17 protein-coding genes are annotated in these 18,514 nt (G+C 63.0%); 4 read left to right on the forward strand and 13 right to left on the reverse strand.

Going from position 1 to position 18,514, the window contains the following annotated elements; genetic code table 11:
- Nucleotides 1–41: 41 nt before the first annotated feature.
- Nucleotides 42–1,964, reverse strand: a complete 1,923-nt coding sequence (gene ftsH, locus PSTAB_RS16705) for an ATP-dependent zinc metalloprotease FtsH (protein WP_013983878.1) — start codon at nucleotides 1,962–1,964, stop codon at nucleotides 42–44.
- A 605-nt stretch (nucleotides 1,965–2,569) separates the two neighbouring features.
- On the opposite strand from ftsH, the gene PSTAB_RS16710 reads away from it, so the two are divergent.
- Complete coding sequence (locus PSTAB_RS16710) at nucleotides 2,570–2,881, forward strand: YhbY family RNA-binding protein (RefSeq protein ID WP_013983879.1); 312 nt, start codon at nucleotides 2,570–2,572, stop codon at nucleotides 2,879–2,881.
- 31 nt (nucleotides 2,882–2,912) lie between these two features.
- Here the strand turns inward: PSTAB_RS16710 and PSTAB_RS16715 are convergent, their stop codons facing one another.
- From PSTAB_RS16715 to grpE, 8 genes are all read right to left on the reverse strand, one after another.
- The gene (locus PSTAB_RS16715; RefSeq protein ID WP_013983880.1) at nucleotides 2,913–3,344 is read right to left on the reverse strand and encodes a hypothetical protein; all 432 of its coding nucleotides are present in this window, start codon (nucleotides 3,342–3,344) and stop codon (nucleotides 2,913–2,915) included.
- Nucleotides 3,322–3,798 carry a transcription elongation factor GreA gene (gene greA, locus PSTAB_RS16720; protein WP_011914382.1) on the reverse strand — a complete coding sequence of 159 codons (477 nt, stop codon included), beginning with the start codon at nucleotides 3,796–3,798 and terminating at the stop codon, nucleotides 3,322–3,324. The genes PSTAB_RS16715 and greA overlap by 23 nt, the downstream gene beginning before the upstream one ends.
- On the reverse strand, nucleotides 3,795–7,016 hold the full coding sequence (gene carB / locus PSTAB_RS16725) for a carbamoyl-phosphate synthase large subunit (RefSeq protein WP_013983881.1): 3,222 nt from the start codon (nucleotides 7,014–7,016) through the stop codon (nucleotides 3,795–3,797). Before carB ends, greA begins: the two co-directional genes overlap by 4 nt.
- Before the next feature lie 36 nt (nucleotides 7,017–7,052).
- Complete coding sequence (gene carA, locus PSTAB_RS16730) at nucleotides 7,053–8,201, reverse strand: glutamine-hydrolyzing carbamoyl-phosphate synthase small subunit (RefSeq protein ID WP_013983882.1); 1,149 nt, start codon at nucleotides 8,199–8,201, stop codon at nucleotides 7,053–7,055.
- A 216-nt stretch (nucleotides 8,202–8,417) separates the two neighbouring features.
- Nucleotides 8,418–9,224 (reverse strand): 4-hydroxy-tetrahydrodipicolinate reductase, encoded by an 807-nt coding sequence (gene dapB, locus PSTAB_RS16735; protein WP_013983883.1) that lies wholly within the window; start codon nucleotides 9,222–9,224, stop codon nucleotides 8,418–8,420.
- 81 nt (nucleotides 9,225–9,305) lie between these two features.
- Nucleotides 9,306–10,436, reverse strand: coding sequence for a molecular chaperone DnaJ (gene dnaJ, locus PSTAB_RS16740; RefSeq protein WP_013983884.1), 1,131 nt, complete (start codon nucleotides 10,434–10,436; stop codon nucleotides 9,306–9,308).
- 123 nt (nucleotides 10,437–10,559) lie between these two features.
- Nucleotides 10,560–12,473, reverse strand: coding sequence for a molecular chaperone DnaK (gene dnaK / locus PSTAB_RS16745; protein WP_013983885.1), 1,914 nt, complete (start codon nucleotides 12,471–12,473; stop codon nucleotides 10,560–10,562).
- Between the two features lie 98 nt (nucleotides 12,474–12,571).
- The gene (gene grpE / locus PSTAB_RS16750) at nucleotides 12,572–13,141 is read right to left on the reverse strand and encodes a nucleotide exchange factor GrpE (protein ID WP_011914388.1); all 570 of its coding nucleotides are present in this window, start codon (nucleotides 13,139–13,141) and stop codon (nucleotides 12,572–12,574) included.
- Between the two features lie 201 nt (nucleotides 13,142–13,342).
- On the opposite strand from grpE, the gene recN reads away from it, so the two are divergent.
- Nucleotides 13,343–15,016 carry a DNA repair protein RecN gene (gene recN / locus PSTAB_RS16755; RefSeq protein WP_013983886.1) on the forward strand — a complete coding sequence of 558 codons (1,674 nt, stop codon included), beginning with the start codon at nucleotides 13,343–13,345 and terminating at the stop codon, nucleotides 15,014–15,016.
- A gap of 62 nt (nucleotides 15,017–15,078) precedes the next feature.
- Here the strand turns inward: recN and fur are convergent, their stop codons facing one another.
- A complete protein-coding gene (gene fur / locus PSTAB_RS16760) occupies nucleotides 15,079–15,483 on the reverse strand; it encodes a ferric iron uptake transcriptional regulator (protein ID WP_011914390.1) in 405 nt (134 codons plus the stop codon).
- Between the two features lie 95 nt (nucleotides 15,484–15,578).
- Between fur and PSTAB_RS16765 the strand changes: the two genes are divergently transcribed.
- The gene (locus PSTAB_RS16765; RefSeq protein WP_013983887.1) at nucleotides 15,579–16,091 is read left to right on the forward strand and encodes an outer membrane protein assembly factor BamE; all 513 of its coding nucleotides are present in this window, start codon (nucleotides 15,579–15,581) and stop codon (nucleotides 16,089–16,091) included.
- 40 nt (nucleotides 16,092–16,131) lie between these two features.
- On the opposite strand, the gene PSTAB_RS16770 is transcribed toward PSTAB_RS16765, so the two are convergent.
- Both PSTAB_RS16770 and PSTAB_RS16775 read right to left on the reverse strand, forming a co-directional pair.
- A complete protein-coding gene (locus tag PSTAB_RS16770) occupies nucleotides 16,132–16,446 on the reverse strand; it encodes an RnfH family protein (RefSeq protein WP_011914392.1) in 315 nt (104 codons plus the stop codon).
- Nucleotides 16,439–16,873 (reverse strand): type II toxin-antitoxin system RatA family toxin, encoded by a 435-nt coding sequence (locus tag PSTAB_RS16775; RefSeq protein WP_011914393.1) that lies wholly within the window; start codon nucleotides 16,871–16,873, stop codon nucleotides 16,439–16,441. Before PSTAB_RS16775 ends, PSTAB_RS16770 begins: the two co-directional genes overlap by 8 nt.
- Before the next feature lie 206 nt (nucleotides 16,874–17,079).
- Between PSTAB_RS16775 and smpB the strand changes: the two genes are divergently transcribed.
- Complete coding sequence (gene smpB / locus PSTAB_RS16780; RefSeq protein WP_011914394.1) at nucleotides 17,080–17,562, forward strand: SsrA-binding protein SmpB; 483 nt, start codon at nucleotides 17,080–17,082, stop codon at nucleotides 17,560–17,562.
- A gap of 52 nt (nucleotides 17,563–17,614) precedes the next feature.
- Here the strand turns inward: smpB and PSTAB_RS16785 are convergent, their stop codons facing one another.
- Nucleotides 17,615–18,406: a GntR family transcriptional regulator gene (locus PSTAB_RS16785; RefSeq protein ID WP_011914395.1), complete on the reverse strand. Its 792-nt coding sequence runs from the start codon at nucleotides 18,404–18,406 to the stop codon at nucleotides 17,615–17,617.
- Nucleotides 18,407–18,514 lie beyond the last annotated feature (108 nt).

The raw sequence follows: 18,514 nt of genomic DNA on the forward strand, positions 1-18,514 counted from the left end.
CTTTTGACAGCCGACCGATGAATGTTCGGTCGACGCTACCCTCAATGCTCCCCGGCGGGACCACCAATCGGCGTCTGCGGACGATTGTCATCCGGCACGGCCGGCGTCCCGGACGTGCCGGTACCGCCACCTTCCCAGTCACGCGGTTTGCGCGGTGGACGGCCCGCCATGATGTCGTCGATCTGCGGTGCATCGATGGTTTCGTACTTCATGAGTGCTTCGGCCATCATGTCCAGCTTGTCGCGGTTCTCGGTGAGTATCTGCTTGGCGGTGCCATAGCAGTGATCGATGATGCTGCGCACCTCTTCATCGATCAGCTTGGCGGTCTCGCCGGAAACGTTGGCGTGCTGACTGCCAGCGCTGCGACCGAGGAAGACCTCACCCTCCTCTTCGGCATACATCAGCGGGCCAAGCTTCTCCGACAAGCCCCACTTGGTCACCATGTTCCGCGCCAACTGAGTCGCGCGCATGATGTCGTTGGAAGCGCCAGTGGTGACGCCTTCGAAACCCAAGGTCATTTCCTCCGCGATTCGACCACCAAACAGCGAGCAGATCTGACTGATCAGTGCGCGTTTCGACAGGCTGTAGCGATCCTCTTCCGGCAGGAACATGGTGACACCCAGCGCCCGCCCGCGAGGAATGATGGAAACCTTGTAGACCGGGTCATGCTCGGGCACCACGCGCCCGACGATGGCGTGCCCAGCCTCGTGATACGCGGTATTGAGCTTCTCTTTCTCGGACATGACCATGGACTTGCGCTCGGCGCCCATCATGATCTTGTCCTTGGCCAGTTCGAACTCGCGCATTTCGACGATACGCTTGTTGGCCCGCGCAGCGAACAGGGACGCCTCGTTGACCAGGTTGGCCAGGTCCGCACCGGAGAAACCCGGCGTACCGCGGGCGATGACCGCCGGCTCGACGTTCTCGCTGACCGGCACCTTGCGCATGTGCACCTTGAGAATCTGCTCGCGACCGCGGATGTCCGGCAAGCCTACGACCACCTGCCGGTCGAAGCGGCCCGGACGCAGCAGCGCCGGATCGAGCACGTCGGGACGGTTGGTGGCCGCGATGACGATGATGCCATCGTTCATCTCGAAGCCATCCATCTCCACCAGCAACTGGTTGAGGGTCTGCTCGCGCTCGTCGTGCCCGCCGCCGAGGCCGGCACCACGATGACGACCGACCGCGTCGATCTCGTCGATGAAGATGATGCAAGGCGCGTGCTTCTTGGCCTGTTCGAACATGTCGCGGACCCGGCTGGCGCCGACACCGACGAACATCTCGACGAAATCCGAACCCGAGATAGTGAAGAACGGCACCTTCGCCTCACCGGCAATCGCCTTGGCCAGCAGCGTCTTACCAGTACCGGGCGGACCGACCATCAGCACGCCACGCGGAATACGGCCACCGAGACGCTGGAACTTACCCGGGTCGCGGAGAAACTCCACCAGCTCATGCACTTCTTCCTTGGCCTCGTCGCAACCGGCGACGTCAGCGAAGGTGGTCTTGACCTGATCCTCGGAGAGCAGGCGAGCCTTGCTCTTGCCGAAGCTCATAGGCCCGCCCTTGCCGCCGGCACCGCCCTGCATCTGCCGCATGAAGAACATGAACACGGCGATGATCACCAGGATCGGGAAGCTGGCCACCAGCAGCTGCGTCCAGATGCTCTGCTGCTCAGGCTGCTTGCCCTCGATCAGCACATTGTTGTCGAGCAGATCGCCGATCAGGCCGTTGTCCTGGATCGCAGGGCGAATGGTCTTGAAGGTGTCGCCGTCGCTACGCTTGCCGATGATGACAAAACCATCAACGGTCACGCGCTCCACGCGCCCCTCCTTGACCTGCTCAAGGAAGTCCGAGTAGTTCAGCGTCTGCGGCTCGCTCGGGCTGGAGAAGTTGTTCATCACCGTGACCAGGACGGCGGCGATGATCAGCCACAGGATCAGGTTTTTTGCCATGTCGTTCAAATTAACTACCCTCTGGAGCAAACCCGTGTCCGCGGGCCCGCATGACGGCCGGTTGGTTGCTCGGCCTAACTTACTACACAACGCACTGGAACAGGCAGTCGGTCTGTAACCCTATGAAACAGCCTAGTCCTTGCCGTACGGGGCCGTCCATCGGCCGACGCCCGCATTAATAGACCGCCAAACCGGCCTTTTCGCACAAACGGGTCTGTTCGTCCGGCGTACCCGTAAAGCCACGGACAAGCAGATATTGCGCACTGGAGCGGTGGCGAGACCACCGGGGCTTTGCTTGTCTGCATGCTCTCGAACGCCTGCCGCAACGCTTTCAGGTACGCATTGAGCCCTCATCCTGAAATATCTTGATCAAAAAAACCGAGCCGAATGCAGTATCCGGAGACCGAATCGCGCGCCGTTTCGCAGAAAGCACTGCGTCACAACTGGCTGGCAGTCCACACAGCTCTCATATTGGGGCTGCGTTTGCGATCACAAGGTTCCACCATGACAGACTGGCTACACAGTCTGCCAAACCGATCGCTCACTGTGCGGCCTTGCACCTCTCGGTTACACTAACCGCCGTTTTTCAAGGGTTCTGACGCAAGGGTCGAAATATGCCGCTCACCAACGAGCAGAAGAAACAGTACAAGTCCATCGGCCATCATCTGAAACCGGTGCTGATCGTTGCCGAAAACGGGCTGACCGAAGGCGTTCAAGCCGAACTGGAGCGAGCCCTGAACGATCACGAACTGATCAAGGTCCAGTTCCGCCTTACCGAGCGCGAAGATCGCCGCGCCCTGATGGAAGAGCTGTGCGCAATCGGAAAATGCGAACTGGTGCAGACCATCGGCAAAATGGCGCTGGTCTATCGCAGGAATCCGAAGCCGAACAAACAGCTGTCGAACATCCATCGCTTCCAGGCGTGAAACCGCTGCGGCAGCAGTCTGCCGCCGTCAGTCATTGCTCTCGCCCGGGAACGGGCTGCAATACCAGCATCAAACCGCCCAGCGCCATCGCCAGAACACTGAAACTGGCCCAGTAGATGGACTCGAACCAGCCGGCATTCATCAAAAGATGAGTGCCGGCCAGGGCCATCACCGCCAGCAGCAGCTGCCCCCGCACATCGCGCCACAAACCGCGAAGACCGACAGACTGGACCAGCACCAGCGCCTGCAGCGCCGCGCAGAACGCGGCGAAGCCGACCATCAGAGGACGCAGACTCCCGGCGACTTCCTCGACCAGCAGCGGTGCCAGGCCGATCCGGCCGAGCGCAGGCAGCACCAGAAACTGCAGCAACCATAGGCCGCCGACCCAGAAGGTCTGGGTCAGCTGCCAGGTGATGAAGCCGGCGCGCGCGGGTTGCCGATCAGATATGGCGGACTTCGACAATCTCGTACTCGATCAGTCCGCTGGGCGTCTTGACCGCCACCACATCGCCTTCTTCCTTGCCGATCAGCGCACGCGCGATCGGTGAACTCACCGACAGCTTGCCCTGTTTGATATCGGCTTCGTCGTCACCGACGATCTGATAGGTCACCTGCTCGTCCGTCTCGACGTTGGCGATGTCCACGGTGGTACCGAAGATCACCTTGCCGGTCGGTGCGATGCTGGCGATGTCGATGACCTGGGCATTCTGCAGGCGACCTTCGATGTCGCGGATGCGTGCCTCGACCATCCCCTGCTGCTCGCGCGCCGCGTGGTACTCGGCGTTCTCCTTGAGGTCACCCAGCTCACGCGCCTCGGCGATGGCCTGGGTGATCTGCGGGCGCAGCACGGTTTTCAGATGTTTGAGCTCTTCTTCCAGGGCGCGAGCGCCCTGGATGGTCATGGGGAATTTTGTCATGCCTTGATTCCTGCATGGAGATCCTGCAAGCGGCGCACGGTCTTCTCGGGACCGAACTTGAGCGCCTCACAGATCGCCTGACCACCCGCGATGGTGGTGGTGATGCAGATCTTGTGTTGCAGGGCGTTGCGACGAATGGAATACGAATCGGCGATGGACTGACGCCCTTCGGTGGTGTTGATGATCAGCGTGACCTCGTCATTCTTGATCATGTCGACCACGTGCGGACGGCCTTCGGTCACCTTGTTCACGCGACGCACCGGCAGCCCGGCTGCCTCGATGATACGCGCCGTGCCAGCGGTGGCAACGACCTCGAAGCCGAGACCAACCAGATCACGTGCGACCTGTTCGACGTAGGGCTTGTCGTCTTCGCGCACGCTGAGGAAGGCGCAGCCGGAGGTCGGCAGGATTTCACTGGCACCCAGCTGGGCCTTGGCGAAGGCTTCGGCGAAGCTGTCGCCGACACCCATCACCTCGCCGGTGGACTTCATTTCCGGGCCGAGAATGGTATCGACACCCGGGAATTTGGCGAACGGGAACACCGCTTCCTTGACGCTGAAATAGGTCGGGATGATCTCGCGGGTGAAGCCGACCTCGGCCAGGCTCTTGCCCGCCATGACGCGCGCAGCGACCTTGGCCAGCGACTCGCCGATGCACTTGGAGACGAACGGCACGGTACGCGAGGCGCGCGGGTTGACCTCGAGCACGTAGATGTCCTCGCCCTGCACGGCCATCTGCACGTTCATCAGACCAACCACGTCGAGCTCCAGGGCCATCTTGCGCACCTGCTCGCGGATCTCGTCCTGGATGTGCTGCGGCAGCGAGTAGGCCGGCAGCGAGCAGGCCGAATCGCCGGAGTGCACGCCGGCCTGTTCGATGTGCTGCATGATGCCGCCAATCACTACCGTCTCGCCGTCGCAGACGGCGTCGACGTCCACTTCGATGGCGCAGTTGAGGAAGTGGTCCAGCAGCACCGGGCTGTCGTTGGACACCTGCACCGCCTCGCGCATGTAGCGCTTGAGCTCTTCTTCCTCGTAGACGATTTCCATCGCGCGACCGCCCAGCACGTAGGACGGGCGCACCACCAGCGGATACCCGATGGCCTTGGAGGCAGCGATGGCTTCTTCTTCGCTGCGCGCGGTGGCGTTCTGCGGCTGGCGCAGGTTCAGGCGCTGCACCATCTGCTGGAAACGCTCACGATCTTCGGCGCGGTCGATGGCATCCGGGCTGGTGCCGATGATCGGCACGCCGGCTTCTTCCAGGGCGCGGCAGATCTTAAGCGGCGTCTGACCGCCGTACTGCACGATCACACCCTTGGGCTGCTCGACGCGAACGATCTCCAGCACGTCTTCCAAAGTTACGGGCTCGAAGTACAGGCGGTCGGACGTGTCGTAATCGGTGGAGACGGTCTCCGGGTTGCAGTTGACCATGATGGTCTCGTATCCGTCTTCACGCATGGCCAACGCGGCATGCACACAGCAGTAGTCGAACTCGATACCCTGCCCGATACGGTTGGGGCCGCCGCCGAGGATCATGATCTTCTCGCGGCCACTCGGGTAGGCCTCGCACTCTTCCTCATAGGTCGAGTACATGTAGGCGGTGTCGGTGGCGAACTCGGCGGCGCAGGTGTCGACGCGCTTGTAGACCGGCAGCACCTTGAGCTTGTGGCGATGGCTACGCAGGTTCTTTTCGGTGACACCGAGCAGCTTGGCCAGACGGGCATCGGAGAAACCCTTGCGCTTGAGCTTGTACATCAGGTCACGGTCGATGCTGGACAGGCCGAGCGTCTTGACCTGCTCCTCGTCCTTGACCAGGTCTTCGATCTGCACCAGGAACCACGGATCGATGTTGGTCAGGGCGAACACGTCTTCGACGCTCTTGCCGGCGCGGAAGGCATCGGCCACGAACCAGATGCGGTCAGCGCCCGGCACGGTCAGCTCGCGCTTGAGGGTGCTCTCGGCCTCGGCATCGGCCAGGTTCAGCTTCGGATCGAAACCGGTGGCGCCGACTTCCAGACCGCGCAGGGCTTTCTGCATGGACTCCTGGAAGGTGCGGCCGATGGCCATGACCTCACCGACCGATTTCATCTGGGTGGTCAGGCGGGCATCGGCCTTGGGGAATTTCTCGAAGGCGAAGCGCGGCACCTTGGTCACGACATAGTCGATCGCCGGCTCGAACGATGCCGGGGTGCGACCACCGGTGATGTCATTGGACAATTCGTCGAGGGTGTAGCCGACGGCCAGCTTGGCGGCGATCTTGGCGATCGGGAACCCAGTGGCCTTGGAGGCCAGTGCCGAAGAACGCGACACGCGCGGGTTCATCTCGATCACGACCATGCGCCCGGTGTTCGGGCAGATGCCGAACTGCACGTTGGAACCGCCAGTTTCCACGCCGATCTCACGCAGCACCGCCAGCGAGGCGTTGCGCATGATCTGGTATTCCTTGTCGGTCAGGGTCTGCGCCGGGGCTACGGTGATGGAGTCGCCGGTGTGGACGCCCATCGGATCGAAGTTCTCGATGGAGCAGACGATGATGCAGTTGTCCTTCTTGTCGCGGACCACCTCCATCTCGTATTCCTTCCAGCCGATCAGCGACTCGTCGATCAGCAGTTCGCTGGTCGGAGACAGATCCAGACCGCGGGCACAGATCTCTTCGAACTCCTCACGGTTGTAGGCGATGCCGCCACCGGTACCGCCCATGGTGAACGACGGACGGATGATGCAGGGGAAGCCGACCTTGTCGAGAACCGCGTAGGCCTCTTCCATGTTGTGCGCAATGCCGGATTCCGGGCAGGCCAGGCCGATATTCTTCATCGCCTTGTCGAAGCGCGAACGGTCTTCGGCCTTGTCGATGGTGTCGGCGTTGGCACCGATCATCTCGACACCGAACTTCTCCAGCACACCGTGCTTTTCCAGGTCCAGCGCGCAGTTCAGCGCCGTCTGGCCGCCCATGGTCGGCAGCAGCGCGTCGGGGCGCTCCTTCTCGATGATCTTGGCCACGGTGGCCCACTTGATCGGCTCGATGTAGGTGGCGTCGGCCATGGCCGGGTCGGTCATGATGGTGGCCGGATTGGAGTTCACCAGGATGACGCGGAAGCCTTCTTCCTTCAGCGCCTTGCACGCCTGCGCACCGGAATAGTCGAACTCGCAGGCCTGGCCGATGACGATGGGGCCAGCGCCGAGGATGAGGATGCTTTTGATATCTGTACGTTTTGGCATTTTCTTACTCTCGAATCCTTTGGTCAGTCGGCAGGCTTAGCGGCGCTTGGCCATGGCTTCGATGAAACGGTCGAACAGTGGCGCGACGTCGTGCGGGCCCGGGCTCGCCTCGGGATGGCCCTGGAAGCTGAAGGCCGATTTGTCGGTACGCTCGATGCCCTGCAGGGTGCCGTCGAACAGCGACTTGTGCGTGGCGCGCACATTGGCCGGCAGGCTGGCTTCGTCCACGGCGAAACCGTGGTTCTGACTGGTGATCATCACCACGCCGGTCTTCAGATCCTGCACCGGGTGGTTCGCACCGTGGTGACCGCTGGGCATCTTCACGGTCTTGGCGCCGGAGGCCAGGGCCAGCAGCTGGTGGCCGAGGCAGATGCCGAATACCGGAATGTCGGTTTCGAGGACTTCCTGAATCGCCTTGATCGCGTAGTCGCACGGCTCGGGGTCACCCGGGCCGTTGCCCAGGAAGATGCCGTCCGGATTCAGCGCCAGGGCTTCGCTGGCAGGCGTCTGCGCCGGCAGCACGGTGACGCGGCAACCGCGGGCGACCAGCATGCGCAGGATGTTGTACTTAATGCCGTAGTCGAAGGCGACGACATGGTAGGGCAGCTCGCTGGCCGGGATCTCGGCATGCGCGTCGTCCTTCAGGCACCAGACAGTGGAACGCCACTCGTAACGATCCTTGACGCTGACTTCCTTGGCCAGGTCCATGCCTTTGAGGCCGGGGAAGCTGCGCGCCAGCTCCAGCGCCTTCTCTTCGGTCGCGTCGGCGCCAGCCAGGATGCAGCCGTTCTGCGCACCCTTCTCGCGCAGGATACGGGTCAGACGACGGGTATCGATGCCGGCGATGGCAACGGTGCCGTTGGCCTTGAGATAGTCGGGCAGTGATTGCTTGTTGCGCCAGTTGCTGGAAATCAACGGCAGGTCGCGAATGACCAGGCCAGCGGCCCAGACTTTCCAGGACTCGGCGTCTTCCGGCGTGGTGCCGGTGTTACCGACATGGGGATAGGTGAGGGTAACGATCTGCTTGGCGTAGGAGGGATCGGTGAGGATTTCCTGATAGCCGGTCATGGCGGTGTTGAACACCACCTCACCAATGGTTTGCCCATCGGCGCCGATGGATTCGCCGCGAAAGATGCTGCCATCGGCAAGGGCCAGAATGGCTGGCGTAAGGGCTGGCTTAGTCAAGAGACCTCCCGTAGATCAAGGCTGGAGCAGACGCAGATTGTAAAAAAGCGGGATGACGTGTGAAGGTCATCCCGCTTTTTGTTTGATTCATTTCTGCGCAACTTTTAGTGGACACACTAAAGCGGGAAGCTTACACAAAACCGCCTTTCCGGTCCAGCCGAAATAGCCGGCCAGCGCACCCGAACGGGGCACAGGGCAACCGGTGCGCGCAGCGAATCATTTCAGGCCGAGCACGTCCTGCATGTCGTAGAGCCCTGCCGGCTTCTCGTCCAACCACAGCGCGGCGCGCACCGCCCCCTTGGCGAAGGTCATGCGACTGGAGGCCTTGTGGGTGATCTCGACGCGCTCGCCATCGGCGGCGAACAGCACGGTATGGTCGCCCACGACGTCCCCGGCACGCACAGTCGCGAAGCCGATGGTCTCGCGCGCCCGCGCACCGGTCTGACCTTCACGACCATAGACGGCAACCTTCTGCAGATCGCGCCCGAGCGCCTCGGCCACCACCTCCCCCATGCGCAGCGCGGTGCCGGACGGCGCATCAACCTTGTGCCGGTGATGCGCCTCGATGATCTCGATATCCACATCGTCACCCAGCACGCGCGCCGCGGTATCCAGCAGCTTGAGGCACAGATTGACGCCAACGCTGAAGTTGGCGGCGAAGACGATCGGGATCTCTCTGGCCGCCGCCACCAGGCGCTCCTTCTCTTCCGGCGAAAAGCCGGTGGTACCGATCACCATGGCCTTGCCGGCGCGCCGGCAGACCTCCAGGTTCTTCAGCGTCACCGAAGGGTGAGTGAAGTCGATCAGCACGTCGAACTCGTCGACAGCCTTGCCGACATCTCCCGTCAGCGGCACGCCCAGCCGCCCGATGGCGGCCAGTTCGCCGGCATCGGCACCCACCAGGGTACTGTCCGGCCGATCGATGGCAGCGGTCAGACCGGCGACGCCGCCAGTCTGCTGCACCGCCTCGATCAGGGTCTTGCCCATGCGCCCGGCGGCGCCCGTCACTGCAATACGTCGCATAGCATCAGCTCCAAGCTGCAAGCCGGAAACCGAGCGCGAGGCCGATGCACCAGGCACCGGACCTCAAGCCCTCAGTTCGACTCAAACATCACCGAAAAAGCGCTTCACACCCTCGAACCAGCCGCTGGCCTTGGGTGAATGGGAGGTGTCGCCCTGTAGCGTGCCGCGGAACTCCTCGAGCATCTCGCGCTGGCGCTTGCTCAGGTTGACCGGCGTTTCGACCACGACGCGACACATCAGGTCGCCCGCCGCACCACCGCGCACCGGCGCTACACCCTTGCCCCGCAGACGGAACTGCTTGCCGGTCTGGGTGCCTTCCGGGATTTTCAGCTTGACCCGGCCATCCAGCGTCGGCACCTCGAGCTCACCGCCCAGCGCCGCATCGGCGAAGCTGATCGGCACTTCGCAGTACAGGTGCTTGCCGTCGCGCTGGAAGATCGCGTGCTCGCGCACGTTGACCACCACGTAGAGGTCGCCCGCCGGCCCGCCCTGGGTTCCGGCCTCGCCCTCGCCGGAGAGGCGGATGCGGTCGCCGGTATCCACGCCTGGCGGCACCTTGACCGAGAGCGTCTTCTGCTCTTCGACACGGCCCTGGCCGTGGCAGCTGCCACAGGGGTCGGAAATCATCTTGCCGCTGCCATGGCAGCGCGGACAGGTCTGCTGTACCGAGAAGAAGCCCTGCTGCATGCGCACCTGACCGATGCCGCCGCAGGTGGTACAGGTCACCGGGCTGGTGCCTTTCTTTGCCCCGGAGCCATCGCAGGTCTTGCACTCGACCAGGGTCGGCACGCGGATGGTCACCGTGGTGCCGCGCACGGCTTCTTCCAGATCCAGCTCCAGCGTGTAACGCAGGTCGCTGCCGCGCTGAGCGCCACCGCGGGAGCCGCCACGACCGCCACTGAAGAAATCGCTGAATACATCGCCGAAGATGTCGGAGAAGTTGGCGCCGCCGTAACCGGCTCCGCCTGCCCCGGCGCCCATCTGCGGATCGACGCCGGCGTGCCCGTACTGATCGTAGGCAGCCCGCTTGCTCGGGTCGGAAAGCACCTCGTAGGCCTCGTTGGCCTCCTTGAAGGCTTCCTCCGCCGCCTTGTCACCCGGATTGCGGTCGGGGTGATGCTTCATGGCGAGGCGGCGGTAAGCCTTTTTCAGCTCCGCCTCGCTGGCACCGCGCTCAACGCCCAGCACCTCGTAAAAATCGCGTTTGGCCATAACTATCCTGAACCCTCAATTTCATGCCTTCCAGACACGCCGACGCGGGAGCAAGCCCCCGCGTGGCGGTCTTGCCCGCCCCGACGACGTCGAGGGCGGGCTGGAGCGGAAGCAAGCCGGGGATTACTTGTTGTCCTTGACCTCTTCGAACTCGGCATCGACCACGTCGTCGCCCGGCTTCGCCTGCTCACCTGCGGGCTGACCTTCACCGGCCTGAGCCTGCTCGGCGTACATCTTCTGCGCAACCGGAGTGGAAGCCTGGGACACCGCAGCGATCTTCGCTTCGATCGCAGCCTTGTCGTCGCCCTTGATGGCCAGCTCCAGCTCGCCGAGCGCCTTCTCGATCGCAGCCTTGTCATCGTCGCTGGCCTTGTCGCCGGCTTCGGTGAGCATCTTGCGGGTGGCATGCACCAGCTGATCGCCCTGGTTGCGTGCGGTAGCCAGCTCCTCGAACTTGCGGTCTTCCTCGGCATTGGCCTCGGCGTCGCGCACCATCTGCTCGATTTCCTCCTCCGACAGACCGGAGTTGGCCTTGATCACGATGGACTGCTGCTTGCCAGTGGCCTTGTCCTTGGCGGACACGTGCAGGATGCCGTTGGCGTCGATATCGAAGGTGACTTCGATCTGCGGCATGCCGCGCGGGGCCGGCGGAATCTCGGCCAGATCGAAGCGACCCAGCGACTTGTTCTGCGCAGCCTGCTTACGCTCACCCTGCAGCACGTGAATGGTCACAGCGCTCTGGTTGTCGTCGGCAGTGGAGAACACCTGCGACTTCTTGGTCGGGATGGTGGTGTTCTTCTCGATCAGCGGAGTCATCACGCCGCCCAGCGTCTCGATACCCAGGGTCAGCGGGGAGACGTCGAGCAGCAGCACGTCCTTGACGTCGCCCGCCAGCACGGCGCCCTGGATGGCAGCACCCATGGCCACGGCTTCGTCCGGGTTGACGTCCTTGCGCGCCTCCTTGCCGAAGAACTCGGCGACCTTCTGCTGCACCAGCGGCATGCGGGTCTGGCCACCGACCAGGATCACGTCATCGATCTTCGACACATCGATGCCGGCATCCTTCAGCGCGATGCGGCACGGCTCGATGGTGCGCTCGACCAGATCCTCGACCAACGACTCCAGCTTGGCGCGGGAGATCTTCACGTTCAGGTGCTTCGGACCGGACGCGTCAGCCGTGATGTACGGCAGGTTGACGTCGGTCTGCTGGCTCGAGGACAGCTCGATCTTCGCCTTCTCGGCAGCTTCCTTCAGGCGCTGCATGGCCAGCGGGTCGCCCTTGAGGTTCATGCCGGTTTCTTTCTTGAATTCGTCGACGAGGTAGTCGATCAGGCGGATGTCGAAGTCTTCGCCACCGAGGAAGGTGTCACCGTTGGTAGCCAGCACCTCGAACTGATGCTCGCCGTCGACTTCGGCGATCTCGATCACCGACACGTCGAAGGTACCGCCACCCAGGTCATAGACGATCACGGTGTGGTCGCCCTTGGCCTTGTCCATGCCATAGGCCAGCGCGGCCGCGGTCGGCTCGTTGATGATGCGCTTGACGTCCAGACCGGCGATGCGACCGGCGTCCTTGGTAGCCTGACGCTGGCTGTCGTTGAAGTAGGCCGGCACGGTGATGACCGCTTCGGTGACCGACTCGCCCAGGTAATCCTCGGCGGTCTTCTTCATCTTCTTCAACACTTCGGCAGAAATCTGCGGAGGCGCCATCTTCTGGCCCTTCACTTCCACCCAGGCATCACCGTTATCGGCCTTGACGATGGTGTAGGGCACCATCTTGATGTCCTTCTGCACGACATCTTCTTCGAAACGGCGGCCGATCAAGCGCTTGACCGCGTACAGAGTGTTCTGCGGGTTGGTGACTGCCTGGCGCTTGGCCGACTGACCGACCAGCGTCTCGCCATCGTTGGTGTAGGCGATGATGGACGGCGTGGTGCGTCCGCCTTCGGCGTTCTCGATGACCTTGACGTTGCCGTTTTCCATGATGGAGACACAGGAGTTGGTGGTCCCCAGGTCGATACCGATGATCTTGCCCATTTAATTCGCTCTCCAAATTTCGATTGATCCGCGCCTGTCTACCGGCTGCGGGTAACACAAAAACGCTTGGCTACCAGATGGGGATGGGTATGCCGATTTCAAGCCTTCTCATCGATAGAAGGCGGCGCGTCGGCGGGCGCCTTGCTGACCACGACCATCGCCGGACGCAACAGGCGCCCGTTGAGCAGATAACCTTTCTGGAACACCTTGAGCACGCTGCCCGGCTCGACGTGAGTGCTCTCCTCCATCGCCATGGCCTGGTGATGCTCGGGATTGAACGGCTCGCCGTGCGGATCCAGCTGCTCCAGCTGATGACGGGCCAGGGTGTCGAGCAGCAGCTTGAGGGTAAGCTCGACGCCTTCGCGCATCGGCTTGACCGCCTCGTCATCCGGGTTCGACAGCTCGAGACCGCGCTCCAGGCTGTCGGCGACGGCCAGCAGGTCACCGGCGAACTTTTCCAGCGCGAACTTGTGCGCCTTCTCGACATCCTGCTCGGCACGCCGACGGATGTTCTGCAGCTCTGCCGCCACGCGCAGCGACTGATCCTGCGCGGCCGCCAGCTGCTCCTCCAGCGATTGCACGCGGGCTGCCAGATCCTCGGCTACGTCTGCTTGCGATTGCTCTGGCGTTTCCGGGTTCTGGTTATCCAGGTTCTGCTCGTCGGCCATGGGTCCTCCTCTCAGTATGATCAGCGGGCAGCAAGCCCGCGCTTGTGCCGCTATATGGGGGCGCGAAAACCGGCTTCAAGGGTATGCGGCGATGTGCAGCGGGCGAAATGACGAGCGACCGCACATTCATCCTTCTGCGCTTGTGGGCAGCAGGAAAACCACTGTATAAATAGCCAGCCACGCAAAATCGGGAGCCTTGCCATGCTGGTTCATCTGTCGGTTCACAACTACGCCATCGTCGAACACCTGGACCTCGAGCTGAAACGCGGCATGAGCGTGATCAGCGGTGAAACCGGCGCGGGCAAATCGATCATGCTCGATGCCCTCGGCCTGACCCTCGGCGACCGGGCCGACAGCAGCGTGGTGCGCATCGGTGCGGACAAGGCCGACATCCTCGCCAGCTTCGACCTGGACGACATCCCCGACGCCCGCGCCTGGCTGGCCGAACGCGACATGGACAGCGAAGGCCCCTGCATCCTGCGCCGAGTGATCACCGCCGAGGGCCGCTCGCGCGGCTACATCAATGGCACGCCCTGCCCGCAGGGTGACCTCAAGGCGCTGGGCGAACTGCTGATCGATATTCACAGCCAGCACGAGCACCAGTCGCTGCTCAAGACCGACACCCACCGGCGCCTGCTCGACGAGTACAGCGGCAGCCAGGACCTGGCGCGCCAGGTGCAACTGGCCGCGCAGCGCTGGCGGCAGACGCGCCAGACCCTGGAACGGCTGAGCAACAGCAGCGACGAGCAGCGCGCACGCCACCAGCTGCTCAGCTATCAGCTGGAAGAGCTGGAGAATCTCGCGCTCGGCGAGCACGAACTGGAGCAGCTCGAACAGGAACACAAGAACCTGGCCAACGCCGAGCAGCTGCTCGGCGCCTGCCGCCAGGTCATGGAGCTGTGCAGCGAGAGTGATGCCGGCAACGTGCTTTCCGCCCTGACCAGCAGCCTGCAGCGGCTGACCGCCTTCCAGAATCAGCCGCAGGCGCTGAGCGAAGCGGTCAACCTGCTCGCCAGCGCGCAAATCCAGGTCGAAGAGGCGATCGGTGAGCTCAATCGCTTCGTCGACCATTTCGACGCCGATCCGGAACGCCAGCAGATGCTGGAGGAGCGCCTGGACACCATCTACACCCTGGCGCGCAAGCACCGCGTACAGCCGAGCGAACTGCCCAACCTGCACCAGCAGCTGCTGGAAGAACTGGAAGGCCTCAATGCCGATGACGAAGCGGTCGAGCGCCTCGGCGAAGAGCTGGCCGCCTACGCTCGCCACTACGAGGAGAAAGCCGGCGAACTGAGCTGCAACCGTCAGGCTGCCGCCGAAGAACTGGCGAGCGCGGTCGAGGCAGAAATCCAGCGCCTGGGCATGCCCGGCGGGCGCTTCAGCGTACAGCTCAAGCCGGCAGCAGAAGGCGAGTACACGCCCTACGGCCTGGAACAGGTGGAGTTCCTGGTCAGCGCCAACCCTGGCCAGCCACTGCGCCCGCTGGCCAAGGTCGCGTCGGGCGGCGAGCTGTCACGGATCAGCCTGGCGATCCAGGTGATCACGGCACAAACCTCGCGCGTGCCGACGCTGGTGTTCGACGAAGTCGATGTCGGCATCGGCGGCCCCACTGCGGAAATCGTCGGCCAGCTCCTGCGCCGCCTCGGCGAGCGCGGCCAGGTCCTGACCGTCACGCACCTGCCGCAGGTGGCTGCGCAAGGACACCACCACCTGTTCGTGCACAAGGCCCGCGACACCGACGAAACCCGCACGGCGGTTACCGAACTGGACCAGGCGGGGCGCGTCGAGGAGATCGCCCGGATGCTCGGCGGCGTCGACCTGACCGAACAATCCCTGGCTCATGCTCGGCAAATGGTCACCTCCGCACAGGCCTGAACGCCAGGCAGAGCGGCATAAAAAAGGCGGCCCATGGCCGCCTTTTCAACATCTATTGAGGATCAGTCCTTCTTGCGCACGTAGAGCACCAGGTTGTGATCCACCAGCTCGTAGCCGTGACGCTTGACGATTTCTTTCTGCAGTTTTTCGATTTCCTGGTCGAAGAACTCGATGACATCGCCCGTATCGACGCAGACCATGTGGTCGTGATGCCCGCTATCGGCCAGCTCGAAGACGGCATGACCACCATCGAAGTTGTGCCGAACTACCAGGCCGGCCGCCTCGAACTGGGTCAGCACACGATAGACAGTCGCCAGACCGACATCCTCGCCCGCCTCCATCAACGCCTTGTAGACGTCCTCGGCGCTCATGTGTCGACGGTCGGTCGTATCCAGCATCTGCAGGATCTTGACCCGCGGCAGCGTTACCTTGAGACCTGCTTTACGTAGTTCGCTATTTTCAACCATGGTTGGCTTTCTCGCTGCTGCTGTTTCGCAGCCTCCTTCAATACGGGTATGATCCGGGTTCTTTGCCCAGCCAAGATAGTGGAAGTCACCCACCGATGCAAAACACCAAGCTCATGCTGGCCAGCCTCACCCTCGTGGGTCTGTTCGCACTCGCCGGTTGTTCATTTCCCGGGGTTTACAAGGTCGACATTCAACAGGGCAATGTCGTCACGCAGGACATGATAGACCAGTTGCGGCCTGGAATGACCCGCCAGCAGGTGCGGTTTATCATGGGCAACCCGCTGATCACCGACACTTTCCATCCCAATCGCTGGGATTACCTGTACAGCATTCAGCCCGGCGGCAGTCAGCGCCAGCAGGAGCGCGTGAGCCTGGTGTTCAATGCCAACGACCAGCTGGCCGGCCTGGCAGGCGATTTCATGCCTGGCGTCAGCCGTGACGAACAGATCCTCGGTCGCCAACCCCAGGCGCCGAGCGCGCCCGCAGCCACGCCCCGCCAACCGGAAGAACGTCCGGCGCCGGGATCGCTGCTGGAGCAGATTCAGCGCGAAGTGGACGAAGCGGAAGCCGTTCCGGTACCGATTCCAGAACCACTGGAAACCGAATGAAAAAACGCCCGGCGAGTCCGGGCGTTTTGCTATCTAGCGTTCAAGCATCCTCTGCCTTGTTTTTCGCCGCTTTCGCCGCACGCTGCTTGCGGACTTCCTTCGGATCGGCGATCAGCGGTCGGTAGATCTCGACGCGCTCGCCCTCTTCCAGCACCCGCTCTTCAGGCTTGGGCACGGCCTTGCCGAAGATTCCCAACGGCGCGCTGGCGAGATCGAGACCGGGAAAATGCGCATCCAGCCCGGAACGCAGCGCGGCCTCGCGGACGGTAGTGCCGGCTGGCACGGTCATCTGCAGCAGCTTCTGCTTGTCGGCCAGCGCATACACCACTTCGACGGCAATCGATGACTTATCCATAGAGCTGTTTCGCTCGCTCGCAAAAGGCGTCCACCAGGGTATTGGCGGCCTGATTGAACAGCGGACCAAGCGTCGCCTTGACCAGCGGCCCGGCGTAATCGAAGGTCAGATCGAGGCTGATCTTGCACGCCTTCTCGCCCAGCGCCTTGAACTCCCAGATGCCGTGCAGGTGACTGAACGGCCCTTCTTCCAATGTCATTTCGATGCGCTTGCCGACTTCCAACGCATTGCGCGTCATGAACCGCTGGCTGAGCCCGGCCTTGGCCACAGTCATGCTGGCGTGCATCTCGGTCTCGCTGCTGGAGAGCACCTCGGTCGCAGAGCACCAGGGCAGGAACTGCGGATAACTGGCTACGTCGTTGACCATGTCGAACAGCGCGTGCGCGGGGTAAGGCAGCAGCGCGGAACGTTGAATGTGCGTCGTCATGCGGACCTTCTACGTCGTCGTTTCATTGCGCGCCATCCGAACGTCGGCGCAGCCAGCCCGCGACCACGACTTCGACCTTTGCCGAAGCCGCTCAGCGCAAAGCGGGGCACATTGTCGGGGATTAACGGCTGCCCCTCAAGTTTCTGCCGCCAACGCTCCTGCAGGTTGTCGCCAGCCGCAACGGGACTCCCTATAATGCCGCCCCTATGGCCAAACAGAAGAAGCAGTCCCCCGGGACCATCGCGCTGAACAAGAAAGCGCTACACGATTACTTCATCGAGCAGAAGTTCGAGGCCGGCCTCGTCCTTGCCGGCTGGGAAGTGAAAAGCCTACGCGCCGGCAAGGCGCAGCTGGTGGACAGCTACGTGCTGCTCAAGGATGGCGAAGCCTGGCTGATGGGCGCGCACATCACCCCGCTGACAAGCGCCAGCACACATGTCATCGCCGACCCGACCCGGACCCGCAAGCTGCTGCTGAACAAGCGCGAGCTGGGCAAGCTGTTCGGCGCCGTGCAGCAGAAGGGCTATGCCTGCGTAGCGCTGTCGCTGTACTGGAAGAAGCACATGATCAAGTGCGAGATCGCCCTGGCCAAGGGCAAGAAGGAATTCGACAAGCGCCACACCGAGAAAGAACGCGATTCCGATCGGGAAATCCAGCGCGCCATGCGCACCAAGGGCAAGGACGACTGATCAGCTCCGGGCGGAGCGCTCACTGCCTCGCCCGCCAACCCCGCAGCACCCATCATCCCGCCTTTTGCGATGCCCCCACTCTCTCCTGCCGGCGCTGCGCGCGCGCCAGTCGCTGGGCTTCCTGCTGGCCTTCGGCAAGCACCTCCTGCACATAGTTGATGTGCCGATGGATGACGTCGCGCGCCTCCACCGCACGCCGCGCCATGATCGCCTCGTACAGCTCGCGATGCTGGCTCATCAGCATGTCGCGGGTCTCGTCGCGCAGGGCGTACATGCCGCCGATATTGGTCACCACGTTGCGCTTGAGCAGATCGAATAGGCCGCGAATGGTGTGCAGCAGCACCGCGTTGTGACTGGCCTCGGCAATCGCCAGGTGGAACTGCGCGTCAGCCGCGCCCTCTTCCGCGCGGGTCACCTTGCCCTCACGGGCGTAGCAATCCTGCAGTGCCGAGAAGGCCTCCGTGAGTCGCTTCTGATCCACCTCGGTTGCACGCAGCGCCGCATAGTACGCGCAGCTGCCCTCCAGGGTATGCCGGAACTCCAGCAGGTCGCGCTGGGCATCGCTGTTGTTTTCCAGCAGGTGCAGCAACGGGTCGCTGAAGGTGGAGCCCAGCGACTCGGCGACGAAGGTGCCGCCACCGTGCCGACTGATCAGCAGGCCCTTGGCCGCAAGCTTCTGGATCGCCTCGCGCAGAGAGGGGCGCGACACCCCGAAGCGCTCGGCCAGCACCCGTTCGGCCGGCAGTCGCTCACCGGCCTTGAGGGTGCCCTCCAGAATCATGGTTTCCAACTGCGCGACGATGTCGTCGGCCAGCCGCCGCTGACGCACCATGCCCACGTCCATACCCACCTCAGAAATGGTCTTACCAGTCGGAGAATGCTAGCCGTCGGCCCAAAGCCACACAAGGCCGTCGGCTGCGACCAAAGTCTATGCCCGCCTGATTGACGCTCC

The sequence above is a fragment of the Stutzerimonas stutzeri genome (genome assembly GCF_000219605.1).
In the GTDB taxonomy this organism is placed as follows: Bacteria; Pseudomonadota; Gammaproteobacteria; order Pseudomonadales; family Pseudomonadaceae; genus Stutzerimonas; species Stutzerimonas stutzeri.